The sequence below is a fragment of the Mycetocola sp. Y442 genome (genome assembly GCF_056898615.1).
This window is the reverse complement of sequence record NZ_JBXHBV010000001.1, coordinates 871,947-888,630: the sequence shown is the minus strand read 5'-3', so window position 1 is coordinate 888,630 and position 16,684 is coordinate 871,947. Positions and strand designations below refer to the sequence as shown.

Annotated in this window: 18 protein-coding genes and 1 tRNA gene; 14 read left to right on the top strand and 5 right to left on the bottom strand. The window is 64.9% G+C overall.

The genetic code is table 11. From position 1 onward, the window contains the following. Positions 1-37: 37 nt before the first annotated feature. Both AC1X6S_RS04250 and AC1X6S_RS04245 read right to left on the bottom strand, forming a co-directional pair. Complete coding sequence (locus tag AC1X6S_RS04250; RefSeq protein ID WP_483404540.1) at positions 38-730, bottom strand: phosphocholine cytidylyltransferase family protein; 693 nt, start codon at positions 728-730, stop codon at positions 38-40. Between the two features lie 550 nt (positions 731-1,280). Then, positions 1,281-1,637, bottom strand: a complete 357-nt coding sequence (locus tag AC1X6S_RS04245) for a hypothetical protein (RefSeq protein ID WP_483404539.1) — start codon at positions 1,635-1,637, stop codon at positions 1,281-1,283. Positions 1,638-2,877: 1,240 nt separating this feature from the next. On the opposite strand from AC1X6S_RS04245, the gene AC1X6S_RS04240 reads away from it, so the two are divergent. The 3 genes from AC1X6S_RS04240 to AC1X6S_RS04230 are packed head-to-tail and all read left to right on the top strand — an operon-like array spanning position 2,878 to position 5,555. Further along, on the top strand, positions 2,878-3,678 hold the full coding sequence (locus tag AC1X6S_RS04240) for an ABC transporter ATP-binding protein (RefSeq protein ID WP_483404973.1): 801 nt from the start codon (positions 2,878-2,880) through the stop codon (positions 3,676-3,678). Beyond that, positions 3,654-5,237, top strand: coding sequence for a hypothetical protein (locus AC1X6S_RS04235; protein ID WP_483404538.1), 1,584 nt, complete (start codon positions 3,654-3,656; stop codon positions 5,235-5,237). The genes AC1X6S_RS04240 and AC1X6S_RS04235 overlap by 25 nt, the downstream gene beginning before the upstream one ends. Before the next feature lie 27 nt (positions 5,238-5,264). After that, positions 5,265-5,555 carry a DUF3039 domain-containing protein gene (locus tag AC1X6S_RS04230; protein ID WP_108391427.1) on the top strand — a complete coding sequence of 97 codons (291 nt, stop codon included), beginning with the start codon at positions 5,265-5,267 and terminating at the stop codon, positions 5,553-5,555. 11 nt (positions 5,556-5,566) lie between these two features. Here the strand turns inward: AC1X6S_RS04230 and AC1X6S_RS04225 are convergent, their stop codons facing one another. Beyond that, a complete protein-coding gene (locus AC1X6S_RS04225; RefSeq protein ID WP_483404972.1) occupies positions 5,567-6,838 on the bottom strand; it encodes a nicotinate phosphoribosyltransferase in 1,272 nt (423 codons plus the stop codon). A 150-nt stretch (positions 6,839-6,988) separates the two neighbouring features. Between AC1X6S_RS04225 and murI the strand changes: the two genes are divergently transcribed. The 4 genes from murI (at position 6,989) to AC1X6S_RS04205 (ending at position 10,291) form a co-directional block, all read left to right on the top strand. Next, positions 6,989-7,825, top strand: a complete 837-nt coding sequence (gene murI, locus AC1X6S_RS04220) for a glutamate racemase (protein WP_483404537.1) — start codon at positions 6,989-6,991, stop codon at positions 7,823-7,825. Positions 7,826-7,874: 49 nt separating this feature from the next. Further along, the gene (gene rph, locus AC1X6S_RS04215; RefSeq protein WP_483404536.1) at positions 7,875-8,618 is read left to right on the top strand and encodes a ribonuclease PH; all 744 of its coding nucleotides are present in this window, start codon (positions 7,875-7,877) and stop codon (positions 8,616-8,618) included. Continuing rightward, entirely contained in the window at positions 8,615-9,226 is a 612-nt protein-coding gene (rdgB, locus tag AC1X6S_RS04210; RefSeq protein WP_483404535.1) for an RdgB/HAM1 family non-canonical purine NTP pyrophosphatase, read from the top strand. The genes rph and rdgB overlap by 4 nt, the downstream gene beginning before the upstream one ends. A 156-nt stretch (positions 9,227-9,382) precedes the next feature. Then, positions 9,383-10,291: a cation diffusion facilitator family transporter gene (locus AC1X6S_RS04205; protein WP_483404534.1), complete on the top strand. Its 909-nt coding sequence runs from the start codon at positions 9,383-9,385 to the stop codon at positions 10,289-10,291. Here the strand turns inward: AC1X6S_RS04205 and AC1X6S_RS04200 are convergent. Both AC1X6S_RS04200 and AC1X6S_RS04195 read right to left on the bottom strand, forming a co-directional pair. Next, complete coding sequence (locus AC1X6S_RS04200) at positions 10,288-11,049, bottom strand: DedA family protein (protein WP_483404533.1); 762 nt, start codon at positions 11,047-11,049, stop codon at positions 10,288-10,290. The genes AC1X6S_RS04205 and AC1X6S_RS04200 overlap by 4 nt on opposite strands. A gap of 62 nt (positions 11,050-11,111) precedes the next feature. Continuing rightward, positions 11,112-11,193: transfer RNA gene (locus tag AC1X6S_RS04195), tRNA-Leu, on the bottom strand. A 137-nt stretch (positions 11,194-11,330) separates the two neighbouring features. Here AC1X6S_RS04195 and AC1X6S_RS04190 point away from each other — a divergent pair. The 7 genes from AC1X6S_RS04190 to AC1X6S_RS04160 all read left to right on the top strand — a co-directional run bounded on the left by AC1X6S_RS04190 (position 11,331) and on the right by AC1X6S_RS04160 (position 15,892). Further along, complete coding sequence (locus AC1X6S_RS04190; RefSeq protein WP_483404532.1) at positions 11,331-12,563, top strand: TadA family conjugal transfer-associated ATPase; 1,233 nt, start codon at positions 11,331-11,333, stop codon at positions 12,561-12,563. Positions 12,564-12,673: 110 nt separating this feature from the next. Continuing rightward, positions 12,674-13,423 (top strand): type II secretion system F family protein, encoded by a 750-nt coding sequence (locus AC1X6S_RS04185; RefSeq protein ID WP_483404531.1) that lies wholly within the window; start codon positions 12,674-12,676, stop codon positions 13,421-13,423. Next, positions 13,411-14,358, top strand: coding sequence for a type II secretion system F family protein (locus AC1X6S_RS04180; RefSeq protein WP_483404530.1), 948 nt, complete (start codon positions 13,411-13,413; stop codon positions 14,356-14,358). The genes AC1X6S_RS04185 and AC1X6S_RS04180 overlap by 13 nt, the downstream gene beginning before the upstream one ends. Positions 14,359-14,406: 48 nt before the next feature. After that, positions 14,407-14,592, top strand: a complete 186-nt coding sequence (locus AC1X6S_RS04175) for a hypothetical protein (RefSeq protein ID WP_483404529.1) — start codon at positions 14,407-14,409, stop codon at positions 14,590-14,592. A 1-nt stretch (position 14,593) separates the two neighbouring features. Continuing rightward, on the top strand, positions 14,594-14,998 hold the full coding sequence (locus AC1X6S_RS04170; RefSeq protein WP_483404528.1) for a TadE/TadG family type IV pilus assembly protein: 405 nt from the start codon (positions 14,594-14,596) through the stop codon (positions 14,996-14,998). Further along, positions 14,982-15,446 carry a hypothetical protein gene (locus AC1X6S_RS04165; RefSeq protein ID WP_483404527.1) on the top strand — a complete coding sequence of 155 codons (465 nt, stop codon included), beginning with the start codon at positions 14,982-14,984 and terminating at the stop codon, positions 15,444-15,446. Before AC1X6S_RS04170 ends, AC1X6S_RS04165 begins: the two co-directional genes overlap by 17 nt. After that, on the top strand, positions 15,443-15,892 hold the full coding sequence (locus AC1X6S_RS04160; protein ID WP_483404526.1) for a Tad domain-containing protein: 450 nt from the start codon (positions 15,443-15,445) through the stop codon (positions 15,890-15,892). The genes AC1X6S_RS04165 and AC1X6S_RS04160 overlap by 4 nt, the downstream gene beginning before the upstream one ends. Positions 15,893-16,684: the final 792 nt, after the last annotated feature.

The window sequence follows — 16,684 nt, the reverse complement described above, 5'->3', positions numbered from 1 at the left end:
GGTCAGTGACGCGTGCCGGTCGTTCGAACGATGGTGATCAGACGTAGAGGTTCGCTCGCTCGAGGTCTTCTGCGAAGTCAACTTCGACGGCGTAAAGGTCGGAGATGTCGACAGGCTCAACAAGCATCCGGTCCTGCGCGATTGCGAGCTCAATTCCGCGCTCGAAGTAGTCCTGGTCGTCGACACGAGCCAGCTGGCGGAGCAGGTTGGCCTTGTCGTCGCGGGAGACGTAGTTGATGCCTACTGCCTCGCCGAGTCCGCCCTTGACGGTCTTGGAGAGTTCCTTGATGTAGCCCTCGGCGCTCGTTGTGTACTTGACCTCTTCGTCGGACACCTTTGACGTGTTGACGGTGACGAATGACTGGTCGCGCGCCATCATCACTGCCGCACGATCGAGAACGGCGGGGTCGAAGACGACGTCACCGTTCATCCACAGCACGCCACCAGGCTGCGACGAGTTCAGTGCACGCATGAGGCTCTTCGAGGTGTTGGTCTGGTCGTACTGCTCGTTGAAGACGAACGAGGCGTCCGGGAAAGCTTCGATGATGTGCTCGAGCTTGTAGCCGACAACGATCGTCACCTTGACGTTCTTTCCGAACGCGTGGTGGATGTTGTCGAACTGCTGCTGCATGATGGTGCGGCCGTCGCTCAACTCGGTAAGTGGCTTCGGAAGTGAACGGCCGAGTCGGCTTCCCATACCTGCTGCCAGAATGACTACCTGGGTGGTCACGAGATTCTCCTCAAGATTGATTCACGTTGTCCGGCCGCCGTCTGTGGCGAAATTTACGCGGAGTTAACCTGAAAGTAGATGAAACGACACCCCGTTATGCCTTTGCCTACGTTAGCGCGGCACCTCTACTGGGGCCAGCATCAGGACGACCGTTGTTGTCGTATCGTAATAAGGCACTCGGCGTATTGACAGGTTCGGTTGTGACGCAAAATGCCGTCGGCCTCGAAACGGGCACGGCCAAAGGGTAGGTTGGATCAGTGACTATTGTGCCGCCCGCTTCCCCCGACGACACACCAGAAGACTCCATGAATGATTCTCGGATCGATAGCTCGCAGAGCGCGTTTGGCGGCAGCCAGACGGGGTCCGAAAAGGACCGGAATCTCGACAGCGAACTCACGCCGGCGGCTGAGTCACCCGCCAAGCCGAAGGCCGCAGCGAAGCCCCGAACCGCGTCGGCGAGGAAGAAGCCAGTCAAGCGAACATCGGAGTCCGCTTCAGCGGCAACCGCTGAGGGCACGGCCGTTCCCGCTGTTGAGGATGGCGAGGGTACTCAACCCGAGAGCGCCGGGCCAGTGGCGAAGAAGGCCGCTCCCCGCACCCCCCAGACCAGAACGCCGCGGGTATCCAGCACGAAGGCCCAGACCGCTGCTGCTGGCGGTGCAGGTGTCGATGGGCCGGATGATTCGTCAGCTGTGATCCCCTCGGCGACCGAAGTCGCGCCAGCGCCAAAGAAGAGCGCACCACGATCGACGCAAGCCCGGAAGAAGCCTGCCAGGCCCACCGCGGCAACCACAGGAGAGACACCAGGCTCTGGGGTCGCACCGGTTGCTCCGTTGTCCACCGGCGGTGACGCCGACGCAACGCCGGCAGTTCCGAAGAGGAAGCCCCCGGTGAAGAGGGCTGCCACGTCGGCGCCGAAGGGGAAATCCGCCGGAGCGAAAACAGGGACGGCCCGAAGTCAGGCTGCTGCTGCCGTGGCAAAGTCGCCCTCTGGCATCGTCCAGCACGTCGCTCCGGGGTCTCAGGAGATTCCCCCGGCGCCGCCTCTTCCCGTCCTTCCTCCGGTTCCTCCCATGCCTCCCATGCCGCCGCTGCCGTCGGAGGTTGTCACTCCGGCTGTCACGAATGACAGGGATGGCAGGGGGAGTGTCGACGAAGATCACGCAGCAGCGCCCGGTACCGCAGCAGCGCCCGAAATCTCCGAGGTCGCGGACACGTTGACTGCGCCCGTGACCTCCGACGCCGTGGAGACGTCGACAACGCCTGTGAGCGACATGCCCGCCGACGAGGCCGCCAGGCCGCCGCGCGCTCCAGACGAGCTGCCCCCGCTTCCTCGGATGTCCGCGGAAGAGGCTGCGCTCCGCTTTGAATCCATGCCGGATGCCGCAGAGCAGGCCACAGGGCTGGAGGATCACGAGCCCCTGAAGTTTGTGTGGAGCAAGCGCTGGCCGTTCCTCACCCTCGTCCCGGCTGACGCCACGGTGACGGATACGAAGGCCCCGACCGACACGGCAACGGAGACGGACAGCGTTGCCATCGCCGGTGTTGCCAACGACGGTGTGACGAACGAGAGCGTCACCAACGACGGCGTCGCCAGCGACAGCGTCGCCAACGACCGAGCTGCGTCCGAGGCTGACGAAGCCCCGGCTGCCGCTCAGGATGACCTCGGTGGCAGCGCCGAACCCACGGTGGACGACTGGTTCGATTTCGGCGCCGACACCGACACCGACGATCACGATGACGTCGAGCGCACCGACATCCGCGATCACGACGAACAGCCCGACGCTGGTGATCACGACGAACAGCCCGTGGCCGTCGATAACCGCCTGGCAGACGAGACCGACGCACCGTCGGCTGATCCCGCGTGGGCGGACGCCTCGTGGACGGACGCCGCGTGGACCGGGACAGCGTGGGATGACACTGACCCGGCCGATTCGGATGTGCCGACCTCAAGCAATCCCATCGGTGATGACGTGACCATCGAGCTCCTGACGACCGATGACACCGGGACTGAGGTGTTCGCCGCAGAGGCGTCAAGGGCTGTTCTCCCGGCTCCGGATTCCGCAACTGAGCTGCTTCAGCCGTCGGCCGACCCCACACCGATTCCGCTCGTCGACGAGGGGGCGGCAACGGGCGAGCCCGTTGCCCTGGCGGATGCGGGTGCCGGTGATCCTGCGCCGTTCGAATCGCCCGTCGTCCTGAGCATCCGGAATCTTTCGCGCAGCTTCGGTGACACGATCGCCGTCGACGGTATCGATCTCGATGTGCGCCGCGGTTCTTTCTACGGAATTGTGGGTCCCAACGGCGCGGGCAAGACCACGACGCTGTCGATGGTCACCGGTTTGCTTCGCCCGGATTCCGGGAACATCACGGTGAACGGCATCGACGTGTGGCAGGACCCGGCGAAGGCGAAGAAGACGATCGGGGTGCTGCCCGACCGCCTGCGCCTGTTCGACCGGCTCACGGGAGCCCAGCTGCTCTACTACTCCGGAGTGCTCCGCGGCCTCGACGGCGCCACAGTGCGGGCGCGTGTCAAAGACCTCGCATCCGCCTTCGGCCTCGAAGACGCCCTCCATCGTCTGGTGACCGACTACTCAGCGGGAATGACGAAGAAGGTCGCCCTGGCATCCGCCATGATTCACTCGCCACGCCTGCTGGTTCTCGATGAGCCTTTCGAATCGGTCGACCCGGTCTCGTCAGCGAACGTCATTGAAATTCTGCAGGGATACGTGGCCAACGGTGGCACTGTCGTGCTCTCCAGCCACGGAATGGACCTCATCCAGCGGGTGTGCGACCATGTCGCGATCATCGTGAACGGCCAGGTGCTCGACGCGGGTGCTGTCGACGACGTCCGGGGTGGCGGAACGCTCGAAGGGCGGTTCGTTGAACTGGCAGGCGGACGAAAGGCCGCAGAAGGTATGGAATGGTTGCACAGCTTCTCCGACTAAGGCTTCAGTTGCTGGGCAACCTGTTCCGGCAGAGTCCCAGGCGAGCGGCAGTGATCATCCTCACGACCGTCGCCGGGTTTGCGCTCCTCTATCTGCTTGGCGCAACGCTCGTGGCGCTTCGATTCTCTCCCGACGAGTTCACGCGGAACCTCCTTGTCTTCCTGGGTTCGTTCGTGATCCTCGGATTTGTCCTGTTCCCCATGATCTTCGGGGTCGAAGACGACATGGACCCGCGGTCATTCGCGTTGTTCGGCGTTCGCGACCGCTCACTTTCCACTGGCCTGCTCGTTGCCGCGCTCGCGAGTGTGCCGTCGATCGCGCTTGTGCTGGTTGTCCTCGTCCTGAGTCTCACGACAGCCGTCAGCGGATCTCGCGGCTTCCTGCCGGTTCTCCTCGCGATTCTGTCAGCCGTGCTCGCTGTCGCCACCTGTGTGATCGGTGCCCGTGTCACGACCGCGGCTGCCTCGCTCCTTCTGGCCTCCCGCCGGTCAAAGGAACTCTCGAGCCTGATCGGAATCGTGCTGCTCGTGCTGCTCGCGCCTGCCGCGATTCTGCTCTCCAGCGTGAACTGGGGCAGAGACGGTGCGGCGGTGCTCGGCAGCGCCGCCGATGTCATCAGCTGGACACCGTTCGGGGCTGTCTGGTCATTCCCGGGGGATGCCGCCCTCGGTGACGGTGGCGTCGCTTTCCTCAAACTCCTGATCGCTGTAGCGACCGCCGCAGCCTTGTGGTTCGTCTGGGACCGGCTCGTGTCGTACTTGCTCGTGACTCCCGGCCGCGAGATTGCGGCCACATCGAGCGGCCGGATGGGGTGGTTCGACCTGATGCCAGCGCGGCCCGGTGCTGTCGTTGCAGCGCGCAGTATGACCTATTGGGCCCGCGACCCCCGGTACCTGATGTCGGTCGTGATCATCCCGATCGTTCCTTTCGTGATGATGGTGCCATTCCTCGTCGTCGGCGTTCCGATCGAGCCGCTGGCGCTGCTGCCGCTCCCGGTCATGGCGATCTTCCTCGGCTGGTCCGTGCACAACGATCTCGCCTTCGACTCAACGGCAGTGTGGCTGCATTTCGCCTCGGGAGTGCGGGGCTACGCCGACAGGCTCGGGCGACTTTTCCCGATCGCGCTCATCGGTATTCCGCTTGTCGTCATCGGCTCCATGGTCAGCATTCAGTTCTACGGCGACTGGGTGGTTCTGCCGTCGATGATCGGGGTCTCGTCCGCTCTCTTCCTCGGCGGGCTCGGATTGTCGAGTTTCATCTCTGCGCGTTTTCCCTATCCCGTGGCGCTGCCGGGCGACAGCCCGTTCCAGCAGCCCCAGACGTCGAGCCCGGCTGGCGGTTTCTCCCAGGCCGCTGGACTCATCGGGTCTGCCCTCGTGGCGGCCCCGGCCGGAGTTCTCGCCTGGCTGGGCTTCACCGATGACCCCTCGTGGCATGTGCTTGCGCTCTGGGCGGGAGTGGGCCTCGGCGTCCTCACGCTGGTTCTCGGCGTGTGGGCCGGCGGGCGGGTCTTCGACCGTCGCGGCCCTGAGATCATGGCTTTCGCCGTCAGCCACTAGGCAGCGTTTCCCGCGTACAATTGGAGCATGATTGACGCACGCGTGAGCATCGCAGATCCTGGATCCCGGCCGGACGCCGGCGGCACTTCAGTCCTCGACCGTGAACTTGAAGAACTCCTCAACAGCGAGGGTGTTGAACCCGGCGACCACGAGCGTTTCTCGCACTACGTGAAGAAAGACAAGATCCTCCAGTCGGCCATCAGCGGCAAGCCCGTGAAGGCGCTCTGCGGCAAAAAGTGGACGCCGGGACGCGACCCGGAGAAGTTCCCCGTCTGCCCGACCTGCAAGGACATCTACGAAAAGATGAAGTCCGAGTAGACGCTGGCGCGTTACTTCGCGAACCGCGTCGGCAAGGAGGGATCCCCGCGACCCAGCCGCGCGGCATCCGCCGGGAGCTCCGTGAGGATGCGTGCCCTGTGTTCCCGCGCCAGTGCCGTCCCTGCTGGACCGGTGTACCGCTCGTCGATGTCGCCACCGCTCGCCAGCTGAACGAGCAGCGGACGTTCCAGGTCATTCGTGGCGTCTGCCGTTTCGGGCCCGTCACCGACATAGATGAGTTCCTCGACAGCGACCCGGGCACCGTTCAGCCGACGAACGGGGAACTTGCGCCCACCGACCCCGACCTTGCCCTCGGACGTCTTGGCGACGGATACCCAGTCACCGTCGCGGTTCTTCCGAGCGACGAGCTTGTAGACCATGCCAGCGGCGGGAGAACCCGATCCAGTGACGACTGACGTGCCGACCCCGTAGGAATCCACCGGCACGGCCGCGAGGGCGGCGATGGCATGTTCATCGAGGTCGTTGGTGACGGTGATCTTCGTCCGGGTTGCGCCGAGAGCGTCCAGTTGCTCACGGACCTCAAGAACGAGGGTGGGGAGGTCACCCGAATCCAGCCGGACAGCGCCGAGCTCCGGACCCGCAACTTTCACCGCCGTCCTGATGCCCTGCTCCACGTCGTAGGTGTCAACGAGGAGAGTCGTCCCCGGGCCGGACGCAGCGATCTGGGCACGGAACGCCTCCTCCTCGGTTTCGTGCAGCAGGGAGAAGGCGTGTGCCGCGGTCCCCATGGTCGGGATGCCCCAGGTGCGGCCGGCTTCCAGGTTGCTCGTCGCATCGAACCCGGCGATGTACGCGGCACGTGCGGCCGCCACCGCGGAGTGCTCGTTCGCGCGCCGCGAGCCCATCTCGGCCACCGGCCTGCCGTGGGCCGCCGTCACCATGCGCGTTGCGGCGTTCGCGACCGCCGTGTCGTAGTTGAGGACGCTGAGGATGAGAGTTTCAAGGAGGACCCCCTCCGCGAACGTCGACTCGACGGTAAGGATGGGGGAGTTCGGGAAGTACGCCTCGCCCTCGCGATACCCCCAGATATCGCCGGAGAACCTGTAGTTGCTCAACCAGTCCAGCGTGCGGGGCGATACAACGTTGTTCTCCCGCAACCAGCTGAGTTCAGCGTCGCCGAAACGGAAGTCGCGGATCAGCTCGAGGAGGCGACCGGTCCCCGCGACGATGCCGTAGCGGCGCGCCCCGGGCAACCGGCGTCCGAACACTTCGAAGATGCACTCCGTGTCGGCGGTGCCGTGCGCGAGCGCGGCATCGACCATCGTCAGTTCATAACGGTCGGTGAAGAGGGCTGTTGAGGTTTCCGATGACGTCGAGGTGCTCACCCCGCCAGCCTATCGATGGCGTCCGGCATCCGGTGCCCGCTTGCGCCTGCCGGATTACGGCCGTATGGAGCGGGTAGGCTGGAACCCGTGAATGATGCGCCAATCGGAATCTTCGACTCCGGAGTCGGCGGGCTGACAGTCGCTCGTGCGATCCAGGACCAGCTGCCCAACGAAGAAATCCTCTACGTCGGCGATACCGCGCACTCGCCATACGGCCCGAAGCCCATCGCCGACGTCAGGCGGTTCTCGCTCGAGGTACTGGACGACCTCGTGGCACAGGGTGTCAAGATGATCGTCATTGCCTGCAATACGGCGTCGGCGGCCATGCTGAGAGACGCTCGGGAGCGATATTCCGTCCCCGTGATCGAAGTCATCCAGCCGGCTGTCCGTCGCGCAGTGGCGAGCACCAGGAATGGGCGTGTCGGCGTGATCGGCACCGAGGGAACCATCAACTCTCGCGCGTATGAAGATGCGTTCGCGGCGGCGCCCGAACTGCAACTGTTCACGGCAGCGTGCCCGCGGTTTGTTGAATTCGTTGAAGCCGGGATCACCACCGGTCCCGAGGTGCTCGCGACAGCACAGGAATACCTCCGTCCGCTCGTCTCGGCGGACGTCGACACCGTCGTCCTCGGATGCACCCACTATCCGTTCCTCAAGGGCGCCATTTCCTACGTCATGGGCCCGGGCGTGACGCTCGTCTCAAGCGACACCGAGACCGCAAACGATGTGTACCGTGTGCTGGTCTCGGGTGACCTCGAACGCACGAGTCCTCATCCGCCAGCGCACCACTACGAAGCCACCGGGCCGAGCGAGGCCGAGTTCCTCGAGCTCGCGCATCGTCTGATCGGTCGGGAGATCTCCCACGTCGACCTGGTCCAGACCGGTGTCATCGATCTCGCAGCGCTCAGGGCATTCGGTTCTTAGCCAGTCTTTCCCCATCCGCCGATCGTCGGCGCTTTTCTCAGGAGTACCCGTGACAGACACCATCCGCAAAGACGGCCGCACCAACACCCAGTTGCGGGAGGTGACAATTGAGCGCGGCTGGAGTGACCAGGCCGAGGGCAGCGCGCTCATCTCGTTCGGAAAGACGAAGGTTCTTTGCACGGCATCCTTCACCAACGGCGTACCCCGCTGGCTCGCAGGCAAGGGTAAGGGATGGGTGACCGCTGAGTACTCGATGCTTCCCCGGTCGACGAACAGCCGTATGGACAGGGAATCGGTCAAGGGCAGGATCGGTGGCCGGACCCATGAAATTTCCCGCCTCATCGGGCGGAGCCTTCGCGCGGTCATCGACACGAAGGCCCTCGGCGAGAACACCATAGTCATCGACTGCGATGTGCTTCAGGCCGACGGCGGTACACGCACGGCAGCCATCACCGGCGCGTATGTCGCTCTCGCCGACGCGATCGAGTGGGCTCGTGAGAAGAAGTTCATCGGACAGAAGGCGACTCCACTCATCGACAGTGTCGCCGCGGTGTCGGTCGGCATCATCGACGGGGAACCGATGCTCGATCTCGCATATGTTGAGGACGTGCGTGCCGAAACCGACATGAACGTTGTTGTGACCGGACGCGGTCTGTTTGTCGAGGTTCAGGGCACCGCGGAGGGCGCACCGTTCGATCGCCGGGAGCTTGACGCTCTGCTGGACCTGGCCGTCGGAGGCGCTGCGGACCTCACCGCTCTCCAGGTGCAGTCCCTCGCTCGGAGCGCCGAGTGACGATCGAGGTCGTGCTGGCAACTCACAACCAGCACAAGGTCGAGGAGTTCCAGCGGATCCTGAGCGCGGCGATGCCCGAGATCACCGTTCTCGCCTACGACGGCCCTGAACCCGTCGAGGACGGCGTGACCTTCAGCGAGAACGCACTGATCAAGGCACGCACCGCGGCGGCGCACACCGGCCGCATCGCCATGGCCGACGACAGCGGCATCTCCGTCGACGTTCTCGGCGGCGCGCCCGGGATCTTCTCGGCACGGTGGTCCGGGCCGGGGCACGACGACAAAGACAACCTGAACCTGTTGCTCGCGCAACTGTCAGACATCGCTCCTGAGCACCGCGGGGCCGAGTTCCACTGCCACATCGCGCTCGTCGTTCCAGAGAATCAGGACCGCGCCGGGTTTGAGCACGTGTCGGTCGGAGTATGGCCCGGGACGCTGGCAACCGAGGCCAGTGGCGAAAACGGGTTCGGCTACGATCCGATCTTCATCCCCGCGGGCTACGACGTGTCGTCAGCCGAGCTCCCGCCAGAGACGAAGAACGAAATCAGCCATCGGGCGAGGGCCTTCGCCGATCTCATCCCCACCCTGCAATCCGTTGCATCCGCCTGAGTCCCGAAACCTGAATCGCTGCAGCCTGAATCGACGGGGCGAGAGCGGGCGGGGGCGGTGACTGGTCGACCGGGACGCACCGCAATGAGAATGGCCATCGTTAGCATCAAGCGCGGCGGTATGGCGGATGGATCGCGCGCGGCTTAGCGTTGAGGTATGGCCCATGACCACGCCCCACGCGATGTCCATCGCTCTCGGTTGCTCATCGTCATCGCGATCGTCACTGTCGTGCTTGTCGCGGAGGTCATCGGCGGCATCCTGACCGGATCGCTTGCCCTGCTCGCCGACGCGGGACACATGCTGAGCGACCTCACCGGGCTTCTCATCGCGCTCATCGCGCTGAGCATCGCTGCCCGGCCGGCCAGCGAGCGGCACACCTATGGCTACCGCCGCACCGAGGTTCTTGGCGCGCTGCTCAACGGACTGCTGCTCGTCGTGGCCGCCGTCGGAATCGGTTTCCAGGGCATCCAGCGCTTGATCGACCCGAGCGGGATCGAGATCCTCGCCGTGCCCATGCTCGTCGTGGCCGCCATCGGTCTCGTCGCGAACGCGATCTCGATGATGGTTCTTCGCAGCGGCGCGAAGGAATCCCTCAACATGCGGGGTGCGTATCTCGAGGTGTTCGGCGACCTGCTCGGGTCGGTTGGTGTTCTTATCGCCGGAATCATCATCCTGTTCACCGGGCTGGTGCAGGTGGATGCCATTGCGTCGCTGCTGATTGCCGCTGGCATCCTTCCCCGCGCGTGGGTCCTTCTCCGGGACGTGTGGCGGGTGCTCAACGAATCGACTCCGTCAGACACCGACGTGCAGCAGATCCGCGACCACATCAGGGGCGCGCCAGGCGTGGTCGATGTGCACGACGTCCACGTCTGGTCGATCACCTCGGGCGAACCAGTATTCACGGCCCACGTGGTCGTCGATTCTGAAGTGTTCAGCGAGGGGAGAACCGGAGAGATGCTCGACACGCTGTCGGAGTGCCTGAGCGGCCACTTCGACGTTGAGCACTCCACCTTCCAGCTCGAGCCGGCGAAACACGCCGGCCACGAGCATCCGCAGCACCCCTAGGGAAGATCGGGCTTCTTGTTGAAGGTCTCCGGGTCAAGCACGAGCCGGGCGGCTTCCTCAGCGTCGGTGAGACCATCGGGTCCCGCGGCCATTTCACGCTTCGCCTTGCGGCTCGACTGCACGTAGTGCCAGACCGTCGGGATCAGGGTGATCACGACGGCGCCGATCAGGATGACGTCGATGTATTCCTGGACGAAGGTGGCGACCGGCGGGATGTAGCCAAGAAGGTAACCGAAGTAAGTGAGTCCGACGCCCCAGATGATGGCGCCAACGAAGTTGTAGAACGAGTACTTCTTGTAGTCCATGTGGCCGACGCCGGCAGCGACAGGGGCAAAGGTGCGAATGATCGGGACGAAACGAGCGAGGATCACCGCGAGTCCACCGAACCGGGTGAAGAACGCGTTGGTGCGCTGGACGTTCTTCACACTGAAGAGGCCTGATTCCTTGCGCTCGAAGATCCGGGGACCCGCCTTATGGCCGATCAGGTATCCGACTTCACCGCCGAGGAACGCCGCGAAGCCGATGGCGAGCGCCACCCACCAGATGTCGAGCTCGAGTCCCTGCGTCGTGGCGGAGTGCATGCCGTGGAAGGTAAGCAGCCCGGTGATGACGAGCAGGGTATCGCCGGGAAGGAGGAAGCCGATGAGAAGGCCAGTCTCGGCGAAGACGATGAAGCACACAACGACGAGGGCCCATGGCCCGGCCGCGCTGATGATGCTCTCGGGGTCAAGCCAGGGAATGAGTCCTGTCGAAATCATGGCGGCTACTACTCCGTAGGTCGTGCTCGTCGATGGTCAGTGGCTTACGCCACGTGTTTCCGTGCGGAAGGTGGGACTTGAACCCACACGCTCGAAAGCACAGGAACCTAAATCCTGCGTGTCTGCCAATTTCACCACTCCCGCTGGCCCGTCAAGTCTAGGGGGAAGCGGGCGCTCGTGAACCGGATTCGTCGCAGTCGCGGATGATGCGACCTCGTGAGCGAAAAGGGGCCTGTGGATAACTCCAGCAGGGTTTTCCGGCTTTCGTGCAGAATTCCTCCATGTCGTCGCCGGCGCAGATCATCACGGACCGCGTTCGCGAGCGCGTGCGTCGCGACGGTGCAGACCTCTCGACGTCAACCGGTTTGGCGCAGAGTTACGTTCGTGACGAGGTGCGCCGATACAGCGAACGAGCGCTGGGCGGGACACTTCCGCTCATCGCCGATGAAGCTGCGACCGAACGCCAGGTGGTCGCGTCGCTCACCGGCTTCGGGCCGCTGCAGGAGTACCTCGACGACCCGGGCGTCGAGGAGATCTGGATCAATTCACCGACGCGGATCTTTGTCGCGCGCGATGGCGTTTCCGAACTGACGAATACCGTCCTCACCGAGGCGGGGGTGCGGGACCTTGTGGAACGGATGCTGCAATCCACGGGTCGGCGAGTCGACCTCAGTTCCCCGTTCGTCGACGCGTCACTCCCGGACGGTTCCCGCCTGCACGTGGTGATCCCCGACGTGACTCGGAGACACATGTCCGTCAACATCCGGAAGTTTCGCCGCAGCGTTCGCGATCTGGGGCAGCTCGTTGCGCTTGGGTCGCTGAGTGCGCAAGCGGCTGAGTTCCTGCGGGCGTCGGTGCTTGCGGGCCAGAACATCCTGGTGTCTGGGGCGACCCAGGCGGGGAAGACGACACTTCTCGGCGCTCTGCTCGGCACCGCGCCGGCACGCGAGCGGATTGTCACGGTCGAGGAAACTTTCGAACTCGATCTGTCCGCACAGGATTTGGTTGCGATGCAGTGCCGGCAGTCGAACCTCGAGGGCTCGGGCGAGATCACTCTGCGGAGGCTCATCAAGGAGGCGCTGAGGATGCGGCCCGACCGGCTCATCGTCGGTGAGGTGCGTGAAGCGGAGAGTCTTGACCTGCTCATCGCGCTCAACAGCGGTTTGCCCGGGATGTGCTCGATTCACGCTAATTCGGGACGCGACGCGCTCGTGAAGCTGTCCACGCTTCCGCTCCTCGCGGGGCGGAACATCGATTCGTCGTTTGTTCTGCCGACGGTGGCGTCCTGCATCGATGTGGTGGTGCATCTCGAGATTGATCGCAGTGGGCTCCGGCGGGTGAGGGAGATCCTCACGGTCACCGGGGTCGTCACCGGTCCGGTGATCGAGACAAGCCGGCTGTTCGCGGTGCGCGACGGGCTTCTCGAGCCGACCGGGAGTTACCCGACCAGAACCGGAAAATTCGAGGCGGCCGGCATCGATCCTCTGCCCATCCTGCGGAGAGGGTTCGTGTGACGCTGCTGCTGGGTTGTCTCCTTGCCGCGGGCCTGGTGCTGACCGCATCACCCTGGCTCTTCCCGCGGGGAACAGCGCGCTCCGAACACCGACCGCGGCGGACAGGCAGGTTGCGGACCGCACTGTCGGCGGCGGGGTTTGGCTCGGTTCCCATCGGCGTATTCCTGACGCTGTCCGCCCTCACCGGTGTTCTCTTCGCCGCTGTCGCTTCTGCCATCACCGGAGTCATCGCCCTCGCCGTGAGCGCCGCGGTCCTCGGAGGAGCGGCTCCTGTGCTGCTGGTTCGGTGGCGGGCACGCACGAACCGGCTGGCGCACCGTGCACTCTGGCCGGATGTCGTCGACCACCTGATCGGTTCGGTCAGGTCTGGACTCGCGCTGCCCGACGCCGTCGCATCCCTCGCTCACACAGGGCCAGAGGCCCTGCGCGGAGATTTCGTGTCGTTTGAGCGGGACTACCGCAGCACAGGATCATTCGGCGGCAGCCTCGACCGTCTGAAGGATGCCCTGGCAGATCCGGTTCCGGATCGCATCATCGAGACATTGCGCATGGCTCGTGAGGTCGGTGGCGCCGACCTCACCACGGTGCTGCGGAGCCTGTCCGCTTATCTTCGGACTGACAACGCCATCCGCTCGGAGGTAGAAGCACGACAGTCCTGGATCAAGAGCGCCGCCAAACTCGGTGTCGCCGCGCCGTGGTTGATCCTGCTTTTGCTGTCCACCAGGCCAGAGGCATCGCTCGCATATAACTCTCCGGGCGGATCGGTGCTCATCGTGGTCGGCGCGGCGGTGTCAATTGTCGCATACAGGGTGATGCTCGCGCTCGGGCGGCTGCCGCAGGAGAAGCGGTGGTTCACGTGAGTGTGTCCGCCGCGTGGGGACTTGTCTTCGGTGTGACCCTCGGGCTCGGGCTGTGGTCGGTCGTTGCGATGCTGCCGCGGTTTGGGGGTCCAACGCTGGCGGACCGGGTGGCCCCGTACCTCGTCGACGTGTCCGAGGGCGCGCGGCAGTACAGCGAGAAGCGGTTCACGGACCCGCTACCTATTGTCGGCAGGTTGCTCAGTCCCGTCCTCCGCCGCCTTACCGCGGCCCTGGCTGCGGTGCTTGGAGGCAACGTCGCCGTCCAACGCAACCTTGATCGTGCAGGCTCCGACAGGCAGGTGCAGCGGTTTCGGATGGAGCAGGTGCTGTGGGGTCTGGCCTGCACCGGTGTTGGTGTCGTCTTCGCCGGTATCGGGAGCGGCGGTCACCTTTTGCCTTTTCCCGTCGTCGTCGCACTCCCGATCGTCTGCGGCATCTCCGGGCTTGTTCTCCGTGACGCGACCCTCACCCGGCAGGCGACCGCCCGGGTGAGCCGTATCGCGGCAGAGTTGCCGACGGTTCTCGAGTTCCTCAGTTTGAGCCTGTCGGCGGGGGAAGGGATTCTCGACGCACTGCGGCGGATGAGCGCCATCGGATCGGGCGAACTGAGCCAGGAGTTTCGAGCGGTCGTCACGGCGGTCAACACGGGGATACCGCTGGCATCCGCTCTGACGGAGGTCGCTCGTCGCACCGATCTCCCCGCGCTCACGCGCTGCGTTGAGCAACTCGTCGCTGCGCTCGAACGGGGATCGCCTCTCGCGGAGGTGCTCCGCGCCCAGGCGCAGGACGCACGAGACGAGGCGAAGAGGGAATTGCTTGAGGTCGCGGGGAAGAAAGAGGTGGCCATGCTTGTGCCTCTGGTTTTTCTCATCCTCCCGCTCTCGATTCTCTTCGCGATTTTCCCCGGAATCTTCGTCCTTCAGGCCGGTTTCTAAGTCGAGAACACGAACACGCACTGCACGAACACAAGAAGGAGGATCCTCATGAAAACACTGCGACGCCTTCGCCAGTCAGCCACAGGCCAACTCGCCGATGACCAGGGTGACGTGCCCGGCTGGGTCTTGATCACCCTGATGACGGCCGGCCTGGTGATCGTCATCTGGGGACTCGCCGGGCCTGCCCTGAGCCAGATCTTCGAGCAGGCGATCAGCAAGGTCTCCGGGCTGTGACGTGACCAGGGGGCCTGACTGGCGAAGCGACGAGGGTTCCGCCGTCGTTGAGTTCACACTGGTCACGGTTCTGTTGACGCTGCTGACCGTTTCGGTGATGCAACTCGGCCTCGCGCTGCACGTCCGCAACACGGTTACCGATGCCGCGGCCGAGGGGGCGCGATTCGCGGCGCTCGCCGACAATGGCCTCGCCGAGGGGGTGCAAAGAACACGGCAACTGATCGCGGCGGCGGTCGGCCCGGATTATGCGGGTGACGTGACCGCGAGCTATGGCACCTACCGTGGTCACCCGAGCGCGGAGGTGCGCGTAGTGACGACACTGCCGGTGATTGGTCTGCTCGGTCTCGGCAGCGGGTTGGAGGTGACCGCGCATGCTGCCGTGGAAACCCTTGACGAATTCCCGTAGGCGCTGGTGCCGGATGCTCGGGGCCGAGACGGGGACAGCATCACTCGAATTCATCACCGCCGGTCTTATTCTTCTGGTCCCGCTCGTGTACCTCGTCCTTGCGCTCGCCGCGCTCCAGGCGGGGACCCTCGCGGTGGAGGGCGCCGCTCGACAGGCAGCCCGGGTGTACGTGCAGGCACCGAACCCGGAAGAGGCCGCGATTCGGGCAGCGCGCGCCGTCGAATTCGCCCTGTCTGACTACGGAGTCGACGCGTCCACCGCCACCGTCGCGGTGCAATGCACCGGTGCTCCTGCCTGTCCTGCTCGCAACGCGACCGTGACGGTCACCGTCCGCGCGACGATCCCGCTCCCGCTCGTGCCCGACGTGCTCGATCTGTCAACGGCGGCAAGCGTTCCCGTCGAGTCGTCCGCGACCCAGCGGGTGTCACGGTTCTGGACCGGGCAATGATCCCGCTCCGTCGACGCATCGGCGAGGAGGAGCGGGGTTCAACATTGATCCTGGTGATCTTCTACGGGATGCTCGCGCTCATCCTGATCCTTGTGGTGACGGCGGCCACGTCGCTCTATCTGGAGCGTAAACGGCTGTTCAGCCTGGCGGATTCCGCCGCCCTCGTCGGTGCCGAGGCATTCGATCTTGCGACGGTGTCAGTCTCGGATGGGGTGCCACGCGTCGAGCTGTCGTCCCGTGATGTCGAGGCCGCGGTGGAAGAGTTCCTCCACGAGCACCCGAACGGGCGGTTCGAGGACCTGCGGCTGGAGCGGGCCGCGAGCGTTGACGGCAAGAGCGCAACTGTGACGCTCTCGTCGTACTGGCGACCGCCGGTTCTGACCGCGTTCGTGCCCGACGGCATCCGTCTCGACGTCACCAGTGTGGCGCGGAGCGTGTTCCGCTGAGCCTCTCGTGTCGTTTGGGGAGGAGGATCCGGGGGTCGGGGTGCCTATGGCGCCCGGACCCCACGTCTTTCCTCCCGAAGCACTGCACCCGGACCGCAGACGTTGTCAGCCAGATGCTGTGGGTGGTGCCGGGGTAGTGCGTGGCAGCATTCGGTTTGGTGTCACCCGTGTGGCACGGGGCGTGTTCCGGGAAGCTTCTCACGTGGTTTCGGGAGGAGGATCCGGGGGGCGGGCTGTCTATAGGGCCCGGACCCCACGTCCTTCCTCCCGAAACCGCGACTAGTGCGGGGGCGCGCCGGCCCACGATTTTCGTCCCGGAGCGCTGAGCCTTGCCTGACCCGGACCGCAGGCGTTGTCAGCCAGATGCTGTGGGTGGTGCCGGGGTAGTGCGCGGCGGCATTCGCGTTGGCGTCACCCGTGTGGCACGGGGCGTGTTCCGGGAAGCTTCTCACGTGGTTTCGGGAGGAGGATCGTGGGGTCGGGGTGCCTATGGCGCCCGGACCCCACGTCTTTCCTCCCGAAGCACTGCACCCGGACCGCAGGAGTTGTCAGCCAGATGCTGCGGGTGGTGCCGGGGTGGTGCGTGGCTGCATCCGCGTCGGTGTCACCCGTGTGGCACGGGGCGTGTTCCGGGAAGCTTCTCACGTGGTTTCGGGAGGAGGATCCGGGGGTCGGGCTGTCTATAGGTCCCGGACCCCACGTCTTTCCTCCCGAAACCGCGACTAGTGCGGGGGCGCGCTGCGCGGTGTTTCGGGAGGAGGATCCGGGGGTCGGGGTGCCTATAGCGCCCGG